Source organism: Streptomyces sp. Tek67B01 (genome assembly GCF_055231995.1).
In genome coordinates this window covers 6,734,356-6,752,351 of sequence record NZ_JBUYUY010000001.1, presented here as the reverse complement: position 1 = coordinate 6,752,351, position 17,996 = coordinate 6,734,356, and the positions used below count along the sequence as shown (strand labels likewise).

At 70.5% G+C, this 17,996-nt stretch carries 14 protein-coding genes; 10 read left to right on the top strand and 4 right to left on the bottom strand.

Annotated features, from left to right (window positions below; translation table 11 throughout):
- The first annotated feature begins 432 nt into the window (after positions 1-432).
- The gene (locus ACV7NM_RS30650; RefSeq protein WP_463413359.1) at positions 433-1,317 is read left to right on the top strand and encodes an aldo/keto reductase; all 885 of its coding nucleotides are present in this window, start codon (positions 433-435) and stop codon (positions 1,315-1,317) included.
- 194 nt (positions 1,318-1,511) lie between these two features.
- On the opposite strand, the gene ACV7NM_RS30645 is transcribed toward ACV7NM_RS30650, so the two are convergent.
- Positions 1,512-3,008 (bottom strand): lipase family protein, encoded by a 1,497-nt coding sequence (locus ACV7NM_RS30645; RefSeq protein WP_463413358.1) that lies wholly within the window; start codon positions 3,006-3,008, stop codon positions 1,512-1,514.
- 599 nt (positions 3,009-3,607) lie between these two features.
- Between ACV7NM_RS30645 and ACV7NM_RS30640 the strand changes: the two genes are divergently transcribed.
- The gene (locus tag ACV7NM_RS30640) at positions 3,608-4,996 is read left to right on the top strand and encodes a S53 family peptidase (protein WP_463413357.1); all 1,389 of its coding nucleotides are present in this window, start codon (positions 3,608-3,610) and stop codon (positions 4,994-4,996) included.
- 160 nt (positions 4,997-5,156) lie between these two features.
- Here the strand turns inward: ACV7NM_RS30640 and ACV7NM_RS30635 are convergent, their stop codons facing one another.
- On the bottom strand, positions 5,157-6,608 hold the full coding sequence (locus tag ACV7NM_RS30635) for an amino acid permease (protein ID WP_463413356.1): 1,452 nt from the start codon (positions 6,606-6,608) through the stop codon (positions 5,157-5,159).
- Between the two features lie 391 nt (positions 6,609-6,999).
- On the opposite strand from ACV7NM_RS30635, the gene ACV7NM_RS30630 reads away from it, so the two are divergent.
- A complete protein-coding gene (locus ACV7NM_RS30630; protein WP_463413355.1) occupies positions 7,000-7,668 on the top strand; it encodes a DUF4232 domain-containing protein in 669 nt (222 codons plus the stop codon).
- Positions 7,669-7,799: 131 nt separating this feature from the next.
- Here the strand turns inward: ACV7NM_RS30630 and ACV7NM_RS30625 are convergent, their stop codons facing one another.
- On the bottom strand, positions 7,800-8,558 hold the full coding sequence (locus ACV7NM_RS30625; RefSeq protein ID WP_463413354.1) for a maleylpyruvate isomerase family mycothiol-dependent enzyme: 759 nt from the start codon (positions 8,556-8,558) through the stop codon (positions 7,800-7,802).
- 113 nt (positions 8,559-8,671) lie between these two features.
- On the opposite strand from ACV7NM_RS30625, the gene ACV7NM_RS30620 reads away from it, so the two are divergent.
- Positions 8,672-10,060: a CoA transferase gene (locus ACV7NM_RS30620; RefSeq protein WP_463413353.1), complete on the top strand. Its 1,389-nt coding sequence runs from the start codon at positions 8,672-8,674 to the stop codon at positions 10,058-10,060.
- A gap of 170 nt (positions 10,061-10,230) precedes the next feature.
- On the opposite strand, the gene ACV7NM_RS30615 is transcribed toward ACV7NM_RS30620, so the two are convergent.
- On the bottom strand, positions 10,231-10,653 hold the full coding sequence (locus tag ACV7NM_RS30615; protein ID WP_463413352.1) for an ATP-binding protein: 423 nt from the start codon (positions 10,651-10,653) through the stop codon (positions 10,231-10,233).
- A gap of 293 nt (positions 10,654-10,946) precedes the next feature.
- On the opposite strand from ACV7NM_RS30615, the gene ACV7NM_RS30610 reads away from it, so the two are divergent.
- The 6 genes from ACV7NM_RS30610 (at position 10,947) to ACV7NM_RS30585 (ending at position 17,789) form a co-directional block, all read left to right on the top strand.
- The gene (locus ACV7NM_RS30610; RefSeq protein WP_463413351.1) at positions 10,947-11,291 is read left to right on the top strand and encodes an STAS domain-containing protein; all 345 of its coding nucleotides are present in this window, start codon (positions 10,947-10,949) and stop codon (positions 11,289-11,291) included.
- The gene (locus ACV7NM_RS30605) at positions 11,291-11,974 is read left to right on the top strand and encodes a response regulator (protein ID WP_463413350.1); all 684 of its coding nucleotides are present in this window, start codon (positions 11,291-11,293) and stop codon (positions 11,972-11,974) included. The genes ACV7NM_RS30610 and ACV7NM_RS30605 overlap by 1 nt, the downstream gene beginning before the upstream one ends.
- Positions 11,971-13,146, top strand: coding sequence for a PAS domain-containing sensor histidine kinase (locus tag ACV7NM_RS30600; RefSeq protein ID WP_463413349.1), 1,176 nt, complete (start codon positions 11,971-11,973; stop codon positions 13,144-13,146). Before ACV7NM_RS30605 ends, ACV7NM_RS30600 begins: the two co-directional genes overlap by 4 nt.
- On the top strand, positions 13,143-13,559 hold the full coding sequence (locus tag ACV7NM_RS30595) for a response regulator (RefSeq protein WP_463413348.1): 417 nt from the start codon (positions 13,143-13,145) through the stop codon (positions 13,557-13,559). Before ACV7NM_RS30600 ends, ACV7NM_RS30595 begins: the two co-directional genes overlap by 4 nt.
- Positions 13,560-13,950: 391 nt before the next feature.
- Entirely contained in the window at positions 13,951-14,823 is an 873-nt protein-coding gene (locus ACV7NM_RS30590; protein ID WP_463413347.1) for an isocitrate lyase/PEP mutase family protein, read from the top strand.
- Positions 14,824-15,086: 263 nt separating this feature from the next.
- Entirely contained in the window at positions 15,087-17,789 is a 2,703-nt protein-coding gene (locus ACV7NM_RS30585) for a helix-turn-helix transcriptional regulator (RefSeq protein WP_463413346.1), read from the top strand.
- The last annotated feature ends 207 nt before the right edge of the window (positions 17,790-17,996 follow it).

The following is a 17,996-nucleotide window of genomic DNA, read 5'->3' as shown; positions in this document are numbered from 1 at the left end:
CGTGCCTGCCGGGCGCCTCATGCCCTGGAGAGGAACACCCGTCGTCGCGGCAACTCGCCGGCCGTGACGTCGACGGCGATCTCCTCACCGGTCTCGACGGCTTCTGCCCGATCAGCCGCAGGCCGGCCATCGACCTTATGGAAGGGGGCCAGCCCGACGACTCCGTCTCCAAGGTTGGAGAAGGCGCCGAAGGGAAGCAACGAAGGCCAGGAAAGGGTCGGGCTGCGGCGCCCGCAACAACAGCCGGGCCTCCGGAGCCGTGGCCCATCGATCAACAGATTTCCTTAATACGCATCCACTGTTTCGGCACTTCTACCGGCGACCGTATGTGTCCAGGATGAGGACATCAAAGCCCGCTGCCGTGGCCGAAGGGCACACCTTCGCCGCCCCGGCCGCCTTCTGAGCAACCTCGACACCGGAGAATGGACGCACATGAAGTACCGGCCGTTGGGGGCCATCTCGGTCAGCGCGATCGCCTTGGGCGCCATGCCCCTTTCCATCGAGAACCGCCCGGACGAACAGCGAGCCGTCGCGACCATCCACGCTGCCCTCGACGCCGGCATCACGCTCATCGACACGGCCGACAGCTACCACTGGCACGCCGACGAACGCGGCCACAACGAACTCCTCGTCGCCCGCGCCCTCGCCCGCTTCGGTGGCGACACCTCCGACGTACTCGTCGCCACCAAAGGGGGCCGGGGCCGCCCCGGCGACGGTAGTTGGACCGTCACGGGCACCCCCGCCCATCTCAAGCGCGCCGCCGAAGCCTCCCTCAAGCGCCTGGGAGTGGAAGCGATCGGCCTGTACCAGCTGCACAAGCCCGACCCCGGCGTGCCCTGGGCGGAGTCGGTCGGCGCTCTGCGTGAACTCCTCGACGCGGGCACCATCCGTGCCGCGGGGATCTCCAACGTGACCACCGACCAGATCGCTGAGGCACACGCCATTCTCGGCGACGCGCTCGTCTCCGTGCAGAACCAGTACTCCCCCGCCGTTCGCGACAGCGAGCCCGAACTGGAGCTGTGCACCCGGCTCGGCCTGGCCTTCCTCCCCTGGAGCCCGCTGGGCGGCATCTCCCGCAGTTCCCTGGACGGCCCGTCCGGCCCGACCTCCGCGGGCACCGCCTTCCACCGCATCGCGGCCGAACACGGCGTCAGCCCGCAACAGATCGCCCTGGCCTGGCTACTGGCCCGCGCCCCGTTGGTCGTCCCGGTACCGGGAGCCAGCCGTCCGGCTTCGATCCAGGACTCGGCCAAGGCCACCGAGGTCGAGCTTGAAGCGGCGGAACTGGCAGAACTGGAGGCGGCGCTGCCGAATTGATGCTGCGGTTCGCGGCGGAACGCGACCTCGCCGGCTCCAGCTTCCCCCCGGCCCCCGGTTGGTCGGCCGGTCAGCCGCTGGTACGGCGACTGGCGGGGCGTGGGAGGAAGAACATCAGGGCCCACATGATCAGCAGGGCGCCGATCACGTACCACAGTGTTCGGGCGAAGGCGTTGACGACGCCGGCGCCGGCGTCACTCCAGGTACGCGAACTCGTCCGCCGGGCTCGCCGGGGACGAGTAGCCGTTCGAGAGGACGGTCACGTTGACGGTCGCGGGCTTGCCGAGCTTGATGGTTGCGGCGGGCGCCTTGACGACAAGCTGCTCGGGGGCGTAATCGACGAGCGTGGCGAGCTTGTCACCGAAGTAGACCTGGACGTCCGAGGCGAAGGCGACTCCGCTGATCCGCACTTGGTCACCGAGCCTGCCGCTGCACGGGCTGATGCCGGCGACCACCACGGCGGCGGGGCCGCCGTAGGCGAACTGGCCGCGCGGGACGGCCGGGGAGGTTCCCAGGTTGTTGGTGACCCGGATGTCGACCACGCCCACACCGGCAGGTGCCCAAGCCATGATCACGTCGTCGCGGAGTACGTACTCCTTGGAGATCGGCACCGTGCCGAAGTCGACCATGACTCCCTGGCCCAACCCACTGCCGACGATCTCGACCGGGGCGCCGACCGAGCCGACGGGGGTCACGACGCTCACCACCGGACCCGACTGCACGTCAGGCGCGCCGAGAAGCTGCAAGTAGGTGGAGTTGGCATGCTGGAACTCCACCTGCCCCATGAAGTCCTGGAGCGACTTCTTCACCACGCTCGGGTCGACGGGATCGTAGCTGCCGTTCAGCGCGTCGTCCTTGCCCGGCTGGGCGTAGACGTTGGGACCGGGGAGGGCGGCCAGCGTCGACATGACGGCCTTGACGGCGTCGACCTGCGCCGGGCCGGGAGGATCGGGGTACCACTGCTCGGCTTCGATTGCGTCGAGGTTGTTCCAGGCCCGCGGCACCACGTCGTTGATGTTGTAGTGCCGCTCGTTGGCCTGCCAGTCAAGGGAGTCGACGTAGGCGGCGAAATCCACTCCCCCGGCGGTGGGGGCGGCGAAGGTGTGCAGCTCGAAGTTCGGCTTCCCGCCGGGCCAGGTGAGCGTCTGGAGGCAGGGGGCGACCATGGTCGCGATGCAACCGCCGAGGCTGTGACCGGTCACGTAGACCGTCGGGTTCGGCTGCGCCCGCCCCAGGACGGTGCGGAGCGCCTGCTCCAGGGTGACACCCGCCGTGCTCATGGTGACGACCTCGGCGAACGCCTTCATGGCCCCCTTGGAGACCGAGACCGGGGAGGGCATCCCGACGAGGTTGAACGGGACCACCGTGCCGACGTCGAGGTCCTCCAGCAGGTCGGTAACGCTGCCGACAGTGCCGCGGATCACCACGGCGAAGGAGTTGGAGCCGTCCGTGTTCCTGGCGACGTAGGCCATGTTGGCGTTGCCGGGGCTCACCCCGAGCCAGGAGAGGACCCAGGTCCCCTGGGTCGCGAGCGAGGTGTCGGCCAGTTGCTGGTTGACGCCGAGCATGATCCGGGTGCTCTGTTCCGCGAGGGTCTCGCCCGAGGGACGCGGGGTGGCGGCGGTGGCCGCGATCGCGGACAGCGTCATCGTCACTTGCGGGACGGTCGGTTGATTCGAGTCGGTCGCCATGCTCGCTCCTCAGGGATCGCCCGGTCCCGCCGGAGCAGGTTCGCGTCCAACGTACTTTTCACCGGGTGGCCCCCTGCGGGAGGCGGGTCCGGGGTTCACGCGATCGGGCCACCGGCCCGTGGGGCGTTCCCCCGGCGGACAGATCCAAAATGCGAGCGGAGCCACGCCCATGCCCTGGGTCTGGTCGCCCACGTCGCCGCGGCCGTGCTCGTCGAGGCGGCGACATCCGGGCGAGGGCACATCACCGCGGGGCGGTCGACCTGGCCCCGGACCACATCGAGCTGCGCCCGGGCCGGAGCCACGGCTGAACCGTCCCCCGCTTGAGCGGTTCGGCCACGGCCGGCCGTCGGGCGCGCCGCCTGGGCGCGACGAGTTCCGCTTCCGCCCGCTCGGGATTCACGAACCGCGTGTTGAAGCAGACGCTCCCGTCGCAGATCCGCCGTGGGATACCGCCCATGATTCGGTCAGGAAGCGTCAAAGGATTTCGAGTCAAGCAAAGCGTTCGACATCAAGCGACAAAGCTCCTTGTCCTGTGCATGACCTCCAGATGGGATCACGGGAGCCGTTACGTGCGGCTCCACCCCACACAAGGAGCACTCATGCGCATACCTCGCCCCCGGCTCCGCGCCGCGGTCGCCACGGCAGGGGCCACCGCCCTCGCCTCGGCCGCCCTGGTCGCCACGCCAATGAGCGGGGCCGCCTCGGCCGCCCCCGCCGCCGGTCGGCAGGTCAAGCCCGTTCCGGCCGTGGCCGGACACCAGTTGGTCCGCGCCGTCGGCAGCCCGCTGTCCACGGAGCAGTGCCAGGCGAAGTGGAAGATCGCCTGCTACGGACCGCTGCAGTACCGCCAGGCGTACCACCTGGACCCGCTCTACAAGGCCGGCATCACCGGCAAGGGCCGGACCATCGTGATCGTGGACTCGTTCGGCTCCCCGACGATCCAGCACGACCTCGACGTGTACAGCAAGCAGTTCGGCATTCCCAGCAGCAAGGTCCAGGTGGTCAAGTGGGGTAACGTCCCGGCCTGGGACCCGAAGAACGCCGACATGACCGGCTGGGCCGGTGAGTCCACGCTCGATGTCGAAATGGCCCACGCCATGGCGCCCGACGCCAAGATCGTGCTGGTGGAGACGGCGGTCGCGGAGACCGAGGGCGTCACCGGCTTCCCCGAGATGATGTCGGCCGAGAAGTCCCTGATCGACCGGGGCATCGGTGACGTCATCACGCAGAGCTTCGGCGCGACCGAGAACACCTTCCCGGGCTTCGACAAGGGCGACTTCTCCAGCCTGAAGGATCTGCGGTACGCCTTCAAGGCGGCGGCGGCCCACGACGTGACGGTCCTCGCCTCCTCCGGTGACGGTGGCGCCACGGACAGCACGGCGGACGGCAGCGGTTACTACAAGGAGCGGGTCAACTCCTGGCCCTCCTCCGACCCGCTGGTCACCTCGATCGGTGGCACTCAGCTGCACCTCGACGACAAGGGCAACCGCCTCAGCCCCGAGAGCGTCTACAACGACAACGGGGCGGGGGGTGGCGGCCAGTCACACGTCTTCGAGCGGCCCTCGTTCCAAAACGGCGTCCGCGGGATCGTCGGCAATCGGCGCGGCACCCCGGACATCTCGATGGCCGCCGCCGTCAACGGCGGGGCATGGGTGTATTCCAGCTACGACCCGACCGCGGTCGGCTGGGACGTGTCCGGCGGCACCAGCGAGGCCGCGCCGCTGTTCTCCGGCATCGTCGCCCTCGCCGACCAGGCGGCAGGCCACCGGATCGGCAACCTCAACGAGGCTTTGTACTCGCTGTACAAGGACGAGGGCTACAAGCCGTCGAGCGGCCTCGTGGACGTCAACGACGGTACGAACAACAGCTACGCGGGCGTGACCGGCTACACCGCCGTCAACGGCTACGACATGGCGACCGGTCTCGGCACCATCGACGCGACGCGCTTCGTCCCGGCGATTGCGTGGGAGAGCCGCCGCCACCACTGATCACCGGGCCGCGCACGACGGTCACGCACGGCGCCGCCCGGTTCCTCCGGGTGGTGCCGTGCGCACGTCTCCACGACACCTCTTCCTCGGCCGGTCCCGCGCGGCTCCGGTGCCCGGGACGCCCGCGCGGGCTGTGCGGTCGTACGCCGTCCACACTGGTTCAGAGGGCGTCGTCCTGCTTGTCGGAGGAACCGCTCCCGGCTGCCGCGGCGAGTCCCGAGTGCCGGTAGGAGTAGCCGAAGTAGATGACGAGCCCGATCAGGAACCAGACCACGAACCGGATCCACGTCTCCACCTGGAGGTAGGTGATGAGCCAGATCGAGGCGACCACGCCGATGGCGGGGGTGACGGGCATGAAGGGTGTACGGAACTGCCGCGGCAGGTCGGGGCGCCGGTACCGGAGAACGATGACGGCGGTGCACACGACCACGAAAGCGAGCAGGATGCCGATGTTGGTCAGCTCCGCGGCCGCGCCGATCGGCACGAAGCCCGCGATGGCGGCCGATGCCACGCCGACGATCCAGGTGACGCGGGTCGGGACGTGCCGGGTCGGGTGCGTCTTGGCGAACCAGTGGGGCAGCAGTCCGTCGCGGCTCATGGAGAACCACACGCGCGTGACTCCGAGCATGAAGGTGAACATCACCGTGAGGATGCCGATGATCGCCCCGACCGCGATCACGTCGGCGAACGCGCCGAGCCCCACCGACTTGAAGGCGCTGGAGAACCCGCTCTCCGGGTCGATCTCCGTGTAGTTCTGCATGCCCGTCAGGACCAGGCAGGCGAGGACGTACAGCACCATGGCGATGGCGAGCGAGTAGATGATCGCCCTGGGCATGTGGCGTTGCGCGTCCTTGGACTCCTCCGCCGCCGTGCTCATCGCGTCGTATCCGAAGACGGCGAAGAAGACGGTGGCCGCCCCGGTGAAGGCGCCTCCCACTCCGAACGGGAAGAAGGGGGTGTAGTTGCCGGTGTCGATGTGGAAGAAGCCGACGATGATGACCAGCAGGACGACGAGCACCTTGAGCACGACGACGACCGTCTCGAAGCGTGCGGCGTTCTTGATGCCGAGGTTGAGCAGGTAGGCGGTGAACAGGCAGAGAACTGCGGCGATGAGGTCGACGCGGTGGCCCTCTCCCGTCCCGGGCGCGCCGAGCATCCAGGTGGGCAGGCCCGCGCCGGTGTCCGTCAGGAGGAAGTTGAAGTAGCCGGAGATGCCGATGGCGACGACGGCGACGATGGCCGTGTATTCCAGCAGCAGGTCCCAGCCGATGAACCAGCCGGCCAGCTCGCCGAGGACCGCGTAGCCGTAGGTGTAGGCGGAGCCTGCTTTCGGGATCAGACCGGCGAATTCCGCGTACGAGAAGGCGGCCGCGGCGCTGGCCACACCGGCGATGAGGAAGGAGACCAGTACGGCTGGCCCGGCGATGCCGTTGGCGACCGTGCCGGCGAGCGTGAAGATGCCGGCGCCGATGATGCCGCCGACGCCGATGGCGGTGAGCTGCCAGAGGCCCAGGGTGCGCGTGAGTTGCTCGCTGGGAGCGCCCTCGGTCTCCTCGATGTGCTCGATCGGCTTGCGGCGCAGTACGCCTTCTCCCATCCGCAGCCTCGACATGTGCCGTCCTCTCCTCGGGTGCTGACGGGCGTTCATGATGGCGCAGCCGCCGAGGCGGCGCGGTTAGGCGCTCCGCACGGCCTCGCGGGCGCGGCCCGATCCGGTCGGCGACGCGTTGCCCGCAGGCCGGGCGCCGTCCGACGGTGTTCGCCCACTGCGCCCCGTCTGTCGCCGCCACCCTCGCAGGGGTCCCAGAAGTGGAGGCCCCACCCCGGCACGGGTCGTTGTGATCATGTAACCGATACGCGACAGCCCTGTACGGGAACGAAGACACCGGTATCCCCATCTCCCCGGTTCCCTCACAGTGATCAAGCAGGCACCGAGAAGCCGGTGCCGCTTCGACCACTGACCGCTGACCATTGGCCGCTGGCCACCAAAGGGGATCCACTTGATGTCCGGCAACCGCCACAAGGCCTACCTCGTCACCGCGACCCTCGTGGGCGGCGCCATGCTGATGACGGCATGTCAGGACACGAACGCGACCCAGGGCGCCGGAACCGCGCAGCGTTCTCCGTCCACCGCACCGGTCGCCGGCGATCCGGCCGCCCCTTCCGGGTCACCGAGCGCAAGCGCCCCCAAGGCGGCCGGCACCGCGGGCAAGGGAACCAAGGACGGAGCCGGCAACGGTGCCGACACCGGCAACGGCGAGCGGAAGCCGGTCGGGCAGAGCTGCGGCGCCAACGACATCTCTTGGAGCACCCGGTCCGAGACCCAGGCCGGCGGATACATTCTGATCATCGCGAAGGCGAAGCCCGGAATCACCTGTGCTCTGCCCGCGGCGCTTCCCACCGTGGCGTTCGGGTCCGACGGCACCCAGGCAGGGCCCGCAGAGCAGACCGCCGGCAAGCAGATCATGTTGAGCGGAAACACCACCGCCTACGCCGGAGTGAACCCGAAGAGCACCGGCGCGAACGGCGGCAAGGAACTCGACAGCATCATCGTCGCCGTCGGAAACGACGACCCCAACCCCGTGTCCCTGCCGGTCGGCACCATCACCGTCGACAAGCCGATCGTCACCAACTGGCACACGTCCCAGCAGGACGCCGTTCCGTTCGGCTGAGCGAGCCTGCGTGGGACGAGCGGCGCGTCCGATCGGCGCTGGTGTGCGATAGGCGCCTTGAGCTCAGCGTCGCATTTTTGAGCGGCACCCGCAGGCCCGGGTGCCGCTCCGGCGTCCCCGTTGCCGTTCCGTCACCGCCTCCAGGGCGGGAGGACAGGCAGAGGGCCGGCCGGGAAGGTCGTGAGGGTGTAGCCGTCGCTGCGACCGGTCAGCCAGGCGAGGAGCTCCGCTCTCGAACCTGCCACCAGTGGGCCCGCGCCTTCGCCGACGCTGTGGATCGAGCCGTCATCATCTGCCCTGAGCCGCATCGCGGGCATCGCGGGCATCGCGGGCATCGCGGGGTCTTTCCGCAGCCATGCCAATGTCTCGTGCAACTCACGGGTTGTGAAGGCGTCCGGCCAGTGGTGCTGCGTGTAGGCGGCTGCCAGGTCTACGTGGTGCACCTCCTGCTCTCGCAGCAGGCTCCACAGAACGCCTCGGACCGGGCGCATGCCTCCCCCCAGCCAGCGCACCGGCACGTCCCACGCGCTTCCGGGATGTTCCGCAATGGCCCGGAGGACCTCTCGTACGGACTCCTCCAGATCCCCGCGAATCTCGTCCGCTTCGCGAAGTGCCCCCTGCCGGATCTCACGGGCCCGGGTTTCCTCGTCCGGGTACTGCGGCAGATCCAGGTCGGTCCGCGCGGCCGTGAGCAGACGCACCCGCGAATCGGCACCGCGAGCCAGGTGAACGAGGACATGGGCGCGCGTCCACCCCGGCAGTCGCGAAGGCTCCCGCATCTGTTCGCTGGTCAGGGCCCGGGCCGTGCCGAGTAGGCGTTCGGCGGAGGACGTCAAAAGGGGCAGGAGGAAGTGGGGTTGATCAATCTCACGATCGCCAGATGTGCTCATGCCCGACCTCCTTCCCCTGTGGAGCCATCTCACCAGTTCGCAATTCCCCTTGGGGGTCCGCCAGGAAGCTCCTGCCCCATCTTCCCGCGGCGACTCCGTGTCATAGTGCGGACGTGAGATCTCCGACCTTCACCGGCACGTCGCAGGCCTGGGCGGCGCTGGGTGCCGATGTCTCTCTGCTCGACCGGGTGTCCTACGGCGGACCGTCCGGAGGACTGCCGGCGCGGCTGCCTGTCATGGAGTTGGCGCGGGCCACCGTCGCGGTGTGCTCGCTCGCGGCCGCCGAACTCACCTCCGTACGCACGGGGCGGCCCGTGCCCCGGGTGCGGGTCGATGACGAGTCGGTCGCGACGGCGTTCCTCAGCGACCGGCTGGTGCGGGTCGACGGGCAAGCGTGGTCGACCTTCGCGCCGCTGTCCCGGTTCTGGCGGGCGAGCGATGGATGGGTCCGTACCCACGCCAACTACCCTCACCACCGTGTCCGATTGCTCTCCGCGCTCGGGGTGTCGGAGGACGCCGTCGAGGATGCGGTGGACTCGGTGGCAGGGGCGATCTCGGAGCGTACGGCGCGGGAGGTGCAGGAGACCGTCTATGCGGCGGGCGGCCTGGCCGTCGCGGCACGCGGCCCTCAGGAGTGGGCCGAAAGCGAGCAGGGGGTCCTGGTCGCGGGGCAGCCGCTGCTGACCGCGGCACGGATCGACGACGCCCCGGGCCGGGTACTCGGTGACGCCGCGCTGCCGTGTGCGGGGTTGCGCGTGCTGGATCTGACCCGGGTGCTCGCCGGACCGGTCGCCACCCGGACGCTGGCGCTGCTCGGCGCGGACGTGCTGCGGATCGACGCCCCACAGCTGCCGGAAAGCCAGGAGGCCCACAACGACACGGGCATGGGCAAACGCTCGACCACCCTCGATCTGGGTGACGCCACCGACCGCCGGATCTTCGAAGAGTTGCTCGGTGAGGCGGACGTGGTGGTCACCGGATATCGGCCGGGCGCACTGGACCGGTTCGGGCTCACGCCCGATGCGCTCGCCGAACGTCGTCCGGGCCTTGTGATCGCCCAGCTCTCCGCCTGGGGCCGTTACGGTCCCTGGCACGAGCGGCGGGGCTTCGACAGCCTGGTCCAGGTGGCCACGGGCATCGCCGAGCTGGAGGGTTCGGCGGATGCGCCCGGCGCGCTGCCCGCTCAGGCGCTCGACCACGGCACCGGCTATCTGCTGGCGGCCGCGGTGCTGCGCGCACTCACCGAGCAGCAGCGCACGGGCGGCACCCGGCTGGTCCGCTTGGCCCTGACGCAGACCGCACACTGGCTGGTCCACGGCCTGGCCTCAGCTCCGGGTGAGGAAGACGGCTTCGACGCCGCGCGCCGGCTGACCGAGACCGACAGCCCCATGGGCCGTCTGCGACACGCGCTGCCGCCGCTGTCCTACGAGGGCGGCCCGGCGAACTGGGCCCGCCCGCCAGGTCTGTGGGGCACGGACGCCCCGGTCTGGATCGGCGCCTGACGAGCACTGCCACGGAAATGACAGCCGAGTCGTCGGGGCGGCGCGTCGTAGCTCGGGGAGCAAGAGGCGAGGCCCACCGCCGCCGACGTACCGGACCGTGAGCGCTCACCTTGGCCACGGGCGGTCCTACGCACGGGGCCGGTACCGGCCTGCCCGAGCGTTCCGATCCGTCACACGGCGTCGGACTGCCAGGCCAGCTCCGCGTGGACTGCCTTGCCGTCGTGGCGGGGGACGACACGCACCCGGCGGGCGAGGCTCCGGATGATGGGCCACCCGCGTCCGCCGGTCCGGTCGGGAGTCCGGAAGTACGGAAGGCTGGGGCTGGAGTCGCTCACGGTGATGTCGATCCCGTCGGGAAGCAGGGCGAGCTCCAGGGTGAGGGGGCCGGGGGCGTGGCGGACGGCATTGGTCACCAGTTCGGAGACGACCAGCAGGACGTCGTCGTGAAAGGTGTCGCCGACGTGTGGGGCGTGGTGGCGGAGGAGCGCGACGGCGACGTCCCGGGCCTTGGCTGTGCAACCTCGCGCACCGTCGAAGTCCACGCACACCTTCGCGGGCCGGGTGTCGTGCGGAGTGGCCGGCGGGAGTTCCATTCCCACTCTCTTTCCACTGAGTGCCTCACCGCTTGGGCGCCTCACCGCTGCCTGTGACACCACCGCGCTGCCGGGGGCCCTGTCGCTTGGCTCGCCCCCATGCAGCAGGGTACCCAGCCCCTCCGACACCTTTCCGGGATCGCGTGCCTTGCCCTCGTGGGCTTTTGCGCCGGTCTGCCCGCACGCGTGGTGATCCGTTCGGGAGGAGGGGGTTCTCTTCTAGTGCAGATTCACTACTCTTACCTGGTGCCCATTGCCCATGCTGAGGGTTGCCGCATGAGAGAAGACTCGACATGACCGGCTCGTCGTTCCAGGTCTGCATGCGGCTCGACGCGGACGTGATTGTTCTCGGGCTCGTCGGCGCGCTGGATCTGGACGGTACCGCGCAGTTGCGTGCCGCCTTCGCCGAGTGTTTCGCGCGGTGCTCCGACCGTATCGTGCTCGACCTGTGGGATCTACGCTTTTGCGACTGCGCGGGGCTCAACGTGCTGGTGGAGGCCAAGGCCACAGCGGATAGGATCGGCAGCGAGCTGTGCGTGGAGGGCGCCGAGGCGCAGGTGGCCCGACTGTTCGCCCTCACCGGCGTCGGCGAACTGTTCGCCGACCCCATGCCGCGTCTATCTCCGAGGACCCTCTGATGCCTTCGACACCGCAGGCCACACCGGATGCCGTGCCGCGCACCGACTGTGGACGCATCACCATCCTGCTCGTCGAGGACCACGACATGGTGGCCGAGGCCATCCGGATCGCCCTGGACCACACCGACGACCTGGCGGTGGTCGGCCGCAGCCCCAGCGTGAAGGACGCGCTGGCCGACGCCGCCAGGCTGCGCCCCGCCGTGGTGGTGCTCGACCGGCGGCTGCCCGACGGTGACGGGATCTCCGCCATCGCCCCGCTCATGGCCGCCGCCCCCGGTACCCGGGTCCTGGTACTGACCGGTGACGGGACCCCGGCGATGGCCGCCCACGTCGCCGAGGCCGGTGGTTCGGGCCTCATCCTCAAGGTAGGCAACCTGGCCGAACTCAAGGACGGTGTACGGCAGGTGGCGGCGGGCGACGTGGCCTTCAGCAAGGGCCTCCTCGGTGGAGCGCTGGACCGGCTGACCGGCCGGACCGTCGACCGGGGCACCACCCTCACCCCGCGCGAACGCGAGACCCTCGGCCTGCTCGGGGACGGCCTGGGCGCCGCCGAGATCAGTCGGCGGCTCGGTGTCGCTCTCAACACCGCCAGGAACCACGTCCAGCGTGTCCTGGAAAAGCTCGGTGCCCGCTCCCAACTGGAAGCGGTCGCCGTGGCCCGTCGCGAGGGCCTGCTCCCGTGACCGGGAACGGTCCCACCGAACGAGGTCCCGCCGAACGAGGTGGCGCCGAACGAGGTGCAGCCCTCGGCCCGACCGAGACGGCGTTCACCCTGCTGGTCACGAGCGTCGTCGACTACGGCATCTTCATGCTCGACCCCCAGGGCCACGTGTCCACCTGGAACGCCGGCGCCGAACGGATCAAGGGCTACCGTGCCGCGGACATCATCGGGCAGCACTTCTCCGTCTTCTACCCGCCCGAAGACATCGCTGCCCGCAAACCCCACCTGGAGCTGGAAGCGGCCATTGCCGACGGCCGCTTGGAAGACGAGGGCTGGCGCATCCGCAAGGACGGCTCCCGCTTCTGGGCCAACGTGGTGATCACTCCCCTCTTCGACGAGACCGGCGAACTGCGCGGCTTCGGCAAGGTCACCCGGGACATGACCGAGCGCCGTGCCGCGGAGCAGGCGCTCACCGAACGCCGCCGCCTGTTCACCCACCTGGTGGAGGCGCAGGAGCTGGAACGCCGACGCATCGCCTGGGACGTACACGACGACTCCATCCAGGCCATGGTCGCCGTCGGCATGCGGCTACAGCTCCTCGCGGACCGGGTCGGCGAGCCCTACGCGGGTGAGCTCTCGCAGCTCGACGCGTCGGTGCGCGAAGCGGTGGGCCGCCTGCGCAACCTCACCTTCCGGCTCCAGCCACCCGGCATGCACCAGCACGGCTTGGTCGAGTCGCTGTCCCAGCACCTCAAGGAGGTGGTGGCCGGGGACTGGGGCCTCGCGCAGTCCTTGGAACACAACCTCGTGAAGGAGCCGGCCCCCGCGACCGCGATCACCATCTTCCGCATCGTGCAGGAGGCGCTGCTGAACGTGCGCAAGCACGCCCGAGCGCGCACCGTAAGGGTCAGCGTCACGTTGGAGAACGAGGGGCTGCTGGTCCGGGTGGCCGACGACGGCACCGGGCACCCGGCCGTCGCCCACAAGTTGCAACACGAGCACTTCGGGCTGATGGAGATGCGCGAGCGGGCCGAGACGGCGGGCGGTTGGTGGACGCTGCGCAGCGAGCCCGGCACCGGCACCACCGTGGAGTTCTGGGTGCCCGACCTTCCGTCCGGTGTGCTGGACGAACCGCTGCCGGGCCCACCGCTCGGCAGCGTCGACTCCTCGGCTTCCCTTCTGGGGCCGTCGTGACCGGGTCGAGCGCGCCCAACGGCTCCCTGCGGGTGTTGATCTGCGACGACAACCGCATGTTGCGTGCGGCGCTGGGGGAGGTCATCCGGGTTCAGCCCGATCTCGCCCTGGTCGGCAGCGCGGCCGACGCCCGAGAGGCGATCCGGCTCGCCAGCACCCATCGGCCGCACGTCGTGGTGCTCGACGTACGCTTCCCCGGCGGCGGCCCGTACACCGCGCAGCAGATCCTCCTCGCCGTCCCCGGCGTGCGCATCCTGGTGTTCTCCGCCTACGGTGACCACGGCGCGCGCACCGCGATGGCCGCCGCCGGCGTCTCGGGATACCTCGTCAAGGGCGTCACCAACGCCCGGTTGCTGGCCGACATCCGGGCCCTGGGAGCCGAAGCCCTTGAGTCCCCGGCCAATCGGACGTGAGGTCGGCCGACAGTTCCCCGAGTGGACAACGGCGGTATCGGCAGCCGAGCAGCCAAGCCCGCACCTTTGTCAGGGGGACCTCACGGTGGGGACGCGACCAAGCCGATCTCGGCGGTCGCCACGCTGATCGAGAGCTCCTCCGCGATCTCGGCAGCGTGACGCCGGGCGCCATGAGGGCGTCCCCGGCGCGTGCTTTATGCGGGCCGGTCGCCTCGGCGGCCGGCGCTCAGTGACGTTTCTGTGGTGAACGCGATGGGCTGATGGGGTGAGCGAAGCGCTGGTAGGGGGCGAATACGGGGTGGCTCTCGAAATCATCGGGTTCGCGTGAAGCGCTGTCGTGTCGCAGCCACTGCCCTGCCGTCATGCGCGTCGCATTTGGAGAGAGCTGACGATGACTTACGGGAAGCAACTGCGGGCCCGGATCGCCGAGCCGGGGACCACGCCCCTGATCGGCGTGTACGACATGTACTCGGCCTCGGTCGCCGCCGGGCACTACGACGGGATGTTCGTCTCCGGCTTCGGGTTCGCCGCGTCGCACTACGGACTGCCCGACATCGGATTCATCGCCTGGCCGGACATGCTCTCCTTCGTCCAACGGCTGCGTGGCGCTTTCCCGCGGCACCACCTGCTCGTAGACATCGATGACGGCTACGTCGACGTGGAGGTGGCCTGTCACGTCGTCGAGGGGCTGGAGCGGCTCGGAGCCTCCGGGGTCATCCTCGAGGACCAGAAGCGCCCGCGCAGGTGCGGGCATGCCGACGGCAAGCAGGTCCTGCCGCTCGCCCAGTACCTGGAGAAGCTGGAAGCGGTGCTGGCGGTCCGCAGGGACCTGGTCGTCGTCGCCCGTACGGACGCCACCGAGGAGGCGGACATCCTCCACCGGGCCGAGGCCCTGGCCGCCACGGATGCCGACGCCGTCCTGGTCGACGGGGTCCGCAGCGTGGAGGGCATCCGACGGATCCGGGCGGTCGTCGGCTCGAAGCCCTTGCTGTTCAACCAGATCGCCGGAGGCAAGTCACCGCGGCTCTCGCTCGGTGAGCTGACCGATCTGGGCATCGACGTGGCCGTCTACAGCACCCCGTGCCTCTTCGCGGCGCACCGCGCCATGGACACCGCCCTCGCCGAACTGCGACTCGCCGACGGACGACTGCCAGCCGACGAAGGGGCCGGCGAGATCGGCGTCGGCGAGTCCACGAGGTTGCTGGCCCAGAACATGGCCCGGCGCCAACCGGTACCCGCCGCGCGCGAGAGTGCCGAGGTGTGACCGGGGCACGCCTGCGGGCAGCCGCCTACATGGCGGTGACCCTGGTCGGCGGCGGATCGCCGTGCCCGCCGACAGGCGGCGGGCGGCGAGGTGGTGACCCGGAGGCCGGCCCGGAGGCCGCTCACGGGGCGGCCGAACGCGAGACACCGGCCGTACGCACCGAATTCGCCCATTCGTGCGCTCCGACTATGCTCCGACAGTTGTCACCGCCTCGCGTACGAACGGCGGATGCCGCCATCGTGTGAGAAGGTTTGGGAAATACCGTGTTGATCGGGCGTCAGGACGAGCGGGCGGCCATGGCCGCGGCACTGTCACCGGAAGCGGAGACGGCTTCGCTGTTGCTCCTCGGTGAACCGGGGGTCGGCAAGACCGCGCTCCTCGACACGGCGGTGGCCGAGGCCGTTTCGGCCGGGACCAGGGTGCTCCGGGTCCGGGGCAACGCGGCGGAGACGGAGCTCGCCTTCGCCGGTCTGCACCAGCTGCTGCTGCCCGTCCTGGACCGGGTCGACGGGCTGCCGGCCCGACAGGGCGCGGCGCTGCTCGGGGCCTTCGGGCTCGGCGACGACCCGACGCCCCCCGACCTCATGATGATGAGCCTGGCCGTGCTCACCCTCACCTCACAGGTGGCGTCGACCCAGCGCCTGCTGCTCGCCGTGGACGATGCCCAGTGGGTCGACCCCGGCAGCTGCCAGGTGCTGGGCTTCCTCGCGCGCCGCCTCGCGGGAGAGCCGATCGGGCTGCTCGTCGCGGCGCGCGGCACCCACCGGCCCGACTGGCTGGACCGGTCCGTCCCCGAGCTGGTGGTACCGGCGCTGTCTTCCGCGGAGGCGGAGGAACTGCTGAGCACCCAGCCGGACCCGCCCACCGGCTCCGCCCGGCGCCGGGTGCTGGCCACCGCCGCCGGCAATCCCCTCGCGCTGGTGGAGCTTTCGCGTTCCGCGGTCCGGGACGGGGCGCTCCCGACGGGTGGCCGGGTCCCGGTCACCGATCTGCTGGAGCGGACCTTCGCCGCGCAGGTCGACGCACTGCCCGAGGCGACGCGCGACGCGCTGCTGGTGGCGGCGGCGGCCGAAGGCGCGGGCCTCGCAGCCGTGTCGGGGGCGCTGTCGTCCGGCACCGACATGGACGTGTGGCTGCCCGCGGAACGAGCGGGGCTGATCCACCTGCACGCGGACCGCCTGGACTTCCGTCACCCCCTGATCCGTTCGGCGATCTACAGCGCCGCCCCGTTCACCGTACGCCGCCGCGCGCACCTCGCCCTGGCCGCCGCCCTGGAGGACGACCCCGATCGCCGGGCCTGGCAGTTGTCCGCGGCGACGGTGGCCCCTGACGCCTCCGTGTCCGGGGCACTGGAGGCGACGGCGATGCGTGCCTTCGCCCGGGGGGCCATGGCGGAGGCCGTCGCGGGTCTGGAACGGGCCGTGCAGCTCAACCCCTCCCCCGCCGAGCAGACGCGGCTGCTGGCGACGGCCGCCTACGGGGCGATCCTGGTCGGTGACATCACGCAGGCGCAGGCGCTGGGTGCCCGCGCCACGGAGCGCAACACCGACCCGGCGGCGGTGCCGTACATACACGCGCTCACCGGTCTGATAGCCATGCTGATGATGCGCATGGACTGCGCGTTCGCGCTGGTCGTGCCGGAAACGGTGCGCGACGCGGCGCAGCTGGACGCGAGCACCTCGACCATCGCGACGGGGATCGTCTACCACTCCGGCAACCCCGCGCAGAGGGAGCGAATCCGCAGGATTCTCGCCACGCGTCGGCTCACGGAGCCCGCGCACGCCTTCCCCCTGTGGGACACCGGCGTCACGGACCCCTTCGGCAGCGGGAACGCCGTGCGCGGACACCTGTCGGCCGCCGCGTCCGCGCCGGGACGGGCCCCTACGGAGACCCACACCCTCGGGGTCCTCAGCATGGTCTTGGACGAGACCGAGACGGCGGTCAATCTGCTCCGCGAGGTGGCCAACCCCCAGTGGGAGGACGCGGACGCCTTCCACGCCGGGATGACCGCCGCCGAGCTGGCGTGGGCCAATCTGGACAGCGGTCGCTGGGCCGACGCGCGCCTGGGTGTCGAGCGGTTGGCCGGGCGGTTCCTCGCGGGTGAGCAGAGCCACGGGGCGGCGCGCGCGCTCGCCGTGCTGGCCACGCTCTGTGCACTGACGGGAGAGCCCGACCTGGCCCTGCGTCACGCTACGGCGGTGTTGGCCGTGACCGAGCCGGCCGGTGTGCTGGGCACCGTCGTCCGGGCCCGGCGGGCGGCGGGACTGGCGGCGATGGCGCTCGGTGACCCCACCACCGCCTTCCACCACCTGCGGAGCCTGTTCGACCGGTCGGGCGCTCCCGTCCACTACCACCTGTCGTGTTACGCCGTGGCGGACTACGCTGCCGCGGCCGTGCTCACCGGCCGCGCCGAGGACGCGGCGACGGCCCTGAACCGCGTGTCCGCCGAGGTCGCCGACGGCGCGTCGGTGCGCCTGCGCCAAATCCTGGACCGCGCCGGAGCGCTGCTCTCCGAGCCGAACGAGGCCGGTTCCCGGTTCGAGGCCGCGCTGGCGGATCCGGCCGGCCGGCGGTGGCCTTTCGAGCGGGCCCAAGTGTGGCTGGAGTACGGCGAGTGGCTGCGCCGCCGGCGTCGGATCGCCGAGGCCCGGGACGCCCTGTCCAAGGCGCGCGACCTGTTCGAGGGTCTGGGCGCGGTGCCCTGGAGCCGGCGTGCGCAGGCCGAACTGCGTGCTGCCGGGGTCGATGTCGAGTCGGCGCCCCGCAGCGGTCTGAACACCCTGACCCCGCAGCGCCTGCGGATCGTACGGTTGGCCGCGCAAGGGCTGACCAACCGCGAGATCGGCGAGCGTCTCTTCCTGTCGCCGCGGACGGTGGGGACGCACCTCTACCAGGCGTTCCCGGTCCTGGGCGTGACCTCTCGCAGCCAACTGCGCGACGTGGTCGATCAGGACGCCACTGACTGAGGGAGCGGTGACGGCACGACGGCGCGGTGCCCGCGGTGGTCCTTGAGCGGACATCGCGCGGCGGCCCCGCCGCAGGCAGAGCGTAAGTCACATGACGGATGGCACCGACGACGGGTGAAGCGAGACTGGACGCAGGAGTCAGCCAGTCCCCCGGAGGTCCCGTGATCCTCGTTCCCCATACGCCCAGCCGGTCGTTTCGGCCGGAGT

What these genes read in the sequence shown, in the direction of transcription:
- ACV7NM_RS30650 (WP_463413359.1), top strand. Translation starts at nt 433, where the DNA reads ATGAAGTACCGGCCGTTGGGGGCCATCTCGGTCAGCGCGATCGCCTTG.
- ACV7NM_RS30590 (WP_463413347.1), top strand. Translation starts at nt 13,951, where the DNA reads ATGACTTACGGGAAGCAACTGCGGGCCCGGATCGCCGAGCCGGGGACC.
- ACV7NM_RS30645 (WP_463413358.1), bottom strand. Translation starts at nt 3,008, where the DNA reads ATGGCGACCGACTCGAATCAACCGACCGTCCCGCAAGTGACGATGACG.
- ACV7NM_RS30640 (WP_463413357.1), top strand. Translation starts at nt 3,608, where the DNA reads ATGCGCATACCTCGCCCCCGGCTCCGCGCCGCGGTCGCCACGGCAGGG.
- ACV7NM_RS30605 (WP_463413350.1), top strand. Translation starts at nt 11,291, where the DNA reads ATGCCTTCGACACCGCAGGCCACACCGGATGCCGTGCCGCGCACCGAC.
- ACV7NM_RS30615 (WP_463413352.1), bottom strand. Translation starts at nt 10,653, where the DNA reads ATGGAACTCCCGCCGGCCACTCCGCACGACACCCGGCCCGCGAAGGTG.
- ACV7NM_RS30625 (WP_463413354.1), bottom strand. Translation starts at nt 8,558, where the DNA reads ATGAGCACATCTGGCGATCGTGAGATTGATCAACCCCACTTCCTCCTG.
- ACV7NM_RS30630 (WP_463413355.1), top strand. Translation starts at nt 7,000, where the DNA reads ATGTCCGGCAACCGCCACAAGGCCTACCTCGTCACCGCGACCCTCGTG.
- ACV7NM_RS30610 (WP_463413351.1), top strand. Translation starts at nt 10,947, where the DNA reads ATGACCGGCTCGTCGTTCCAGGTCTGCATGCGGCTCGACGCGGACGTG.
- ACV7NM_RS30635 (WP_463413356.1), bottom strand. Translation starts at nt 6,608, where the DNA reads ATGTCGAGGCTGCGGATGGGAGAAGGCGTACTGCGCCGCAAGCCGATC.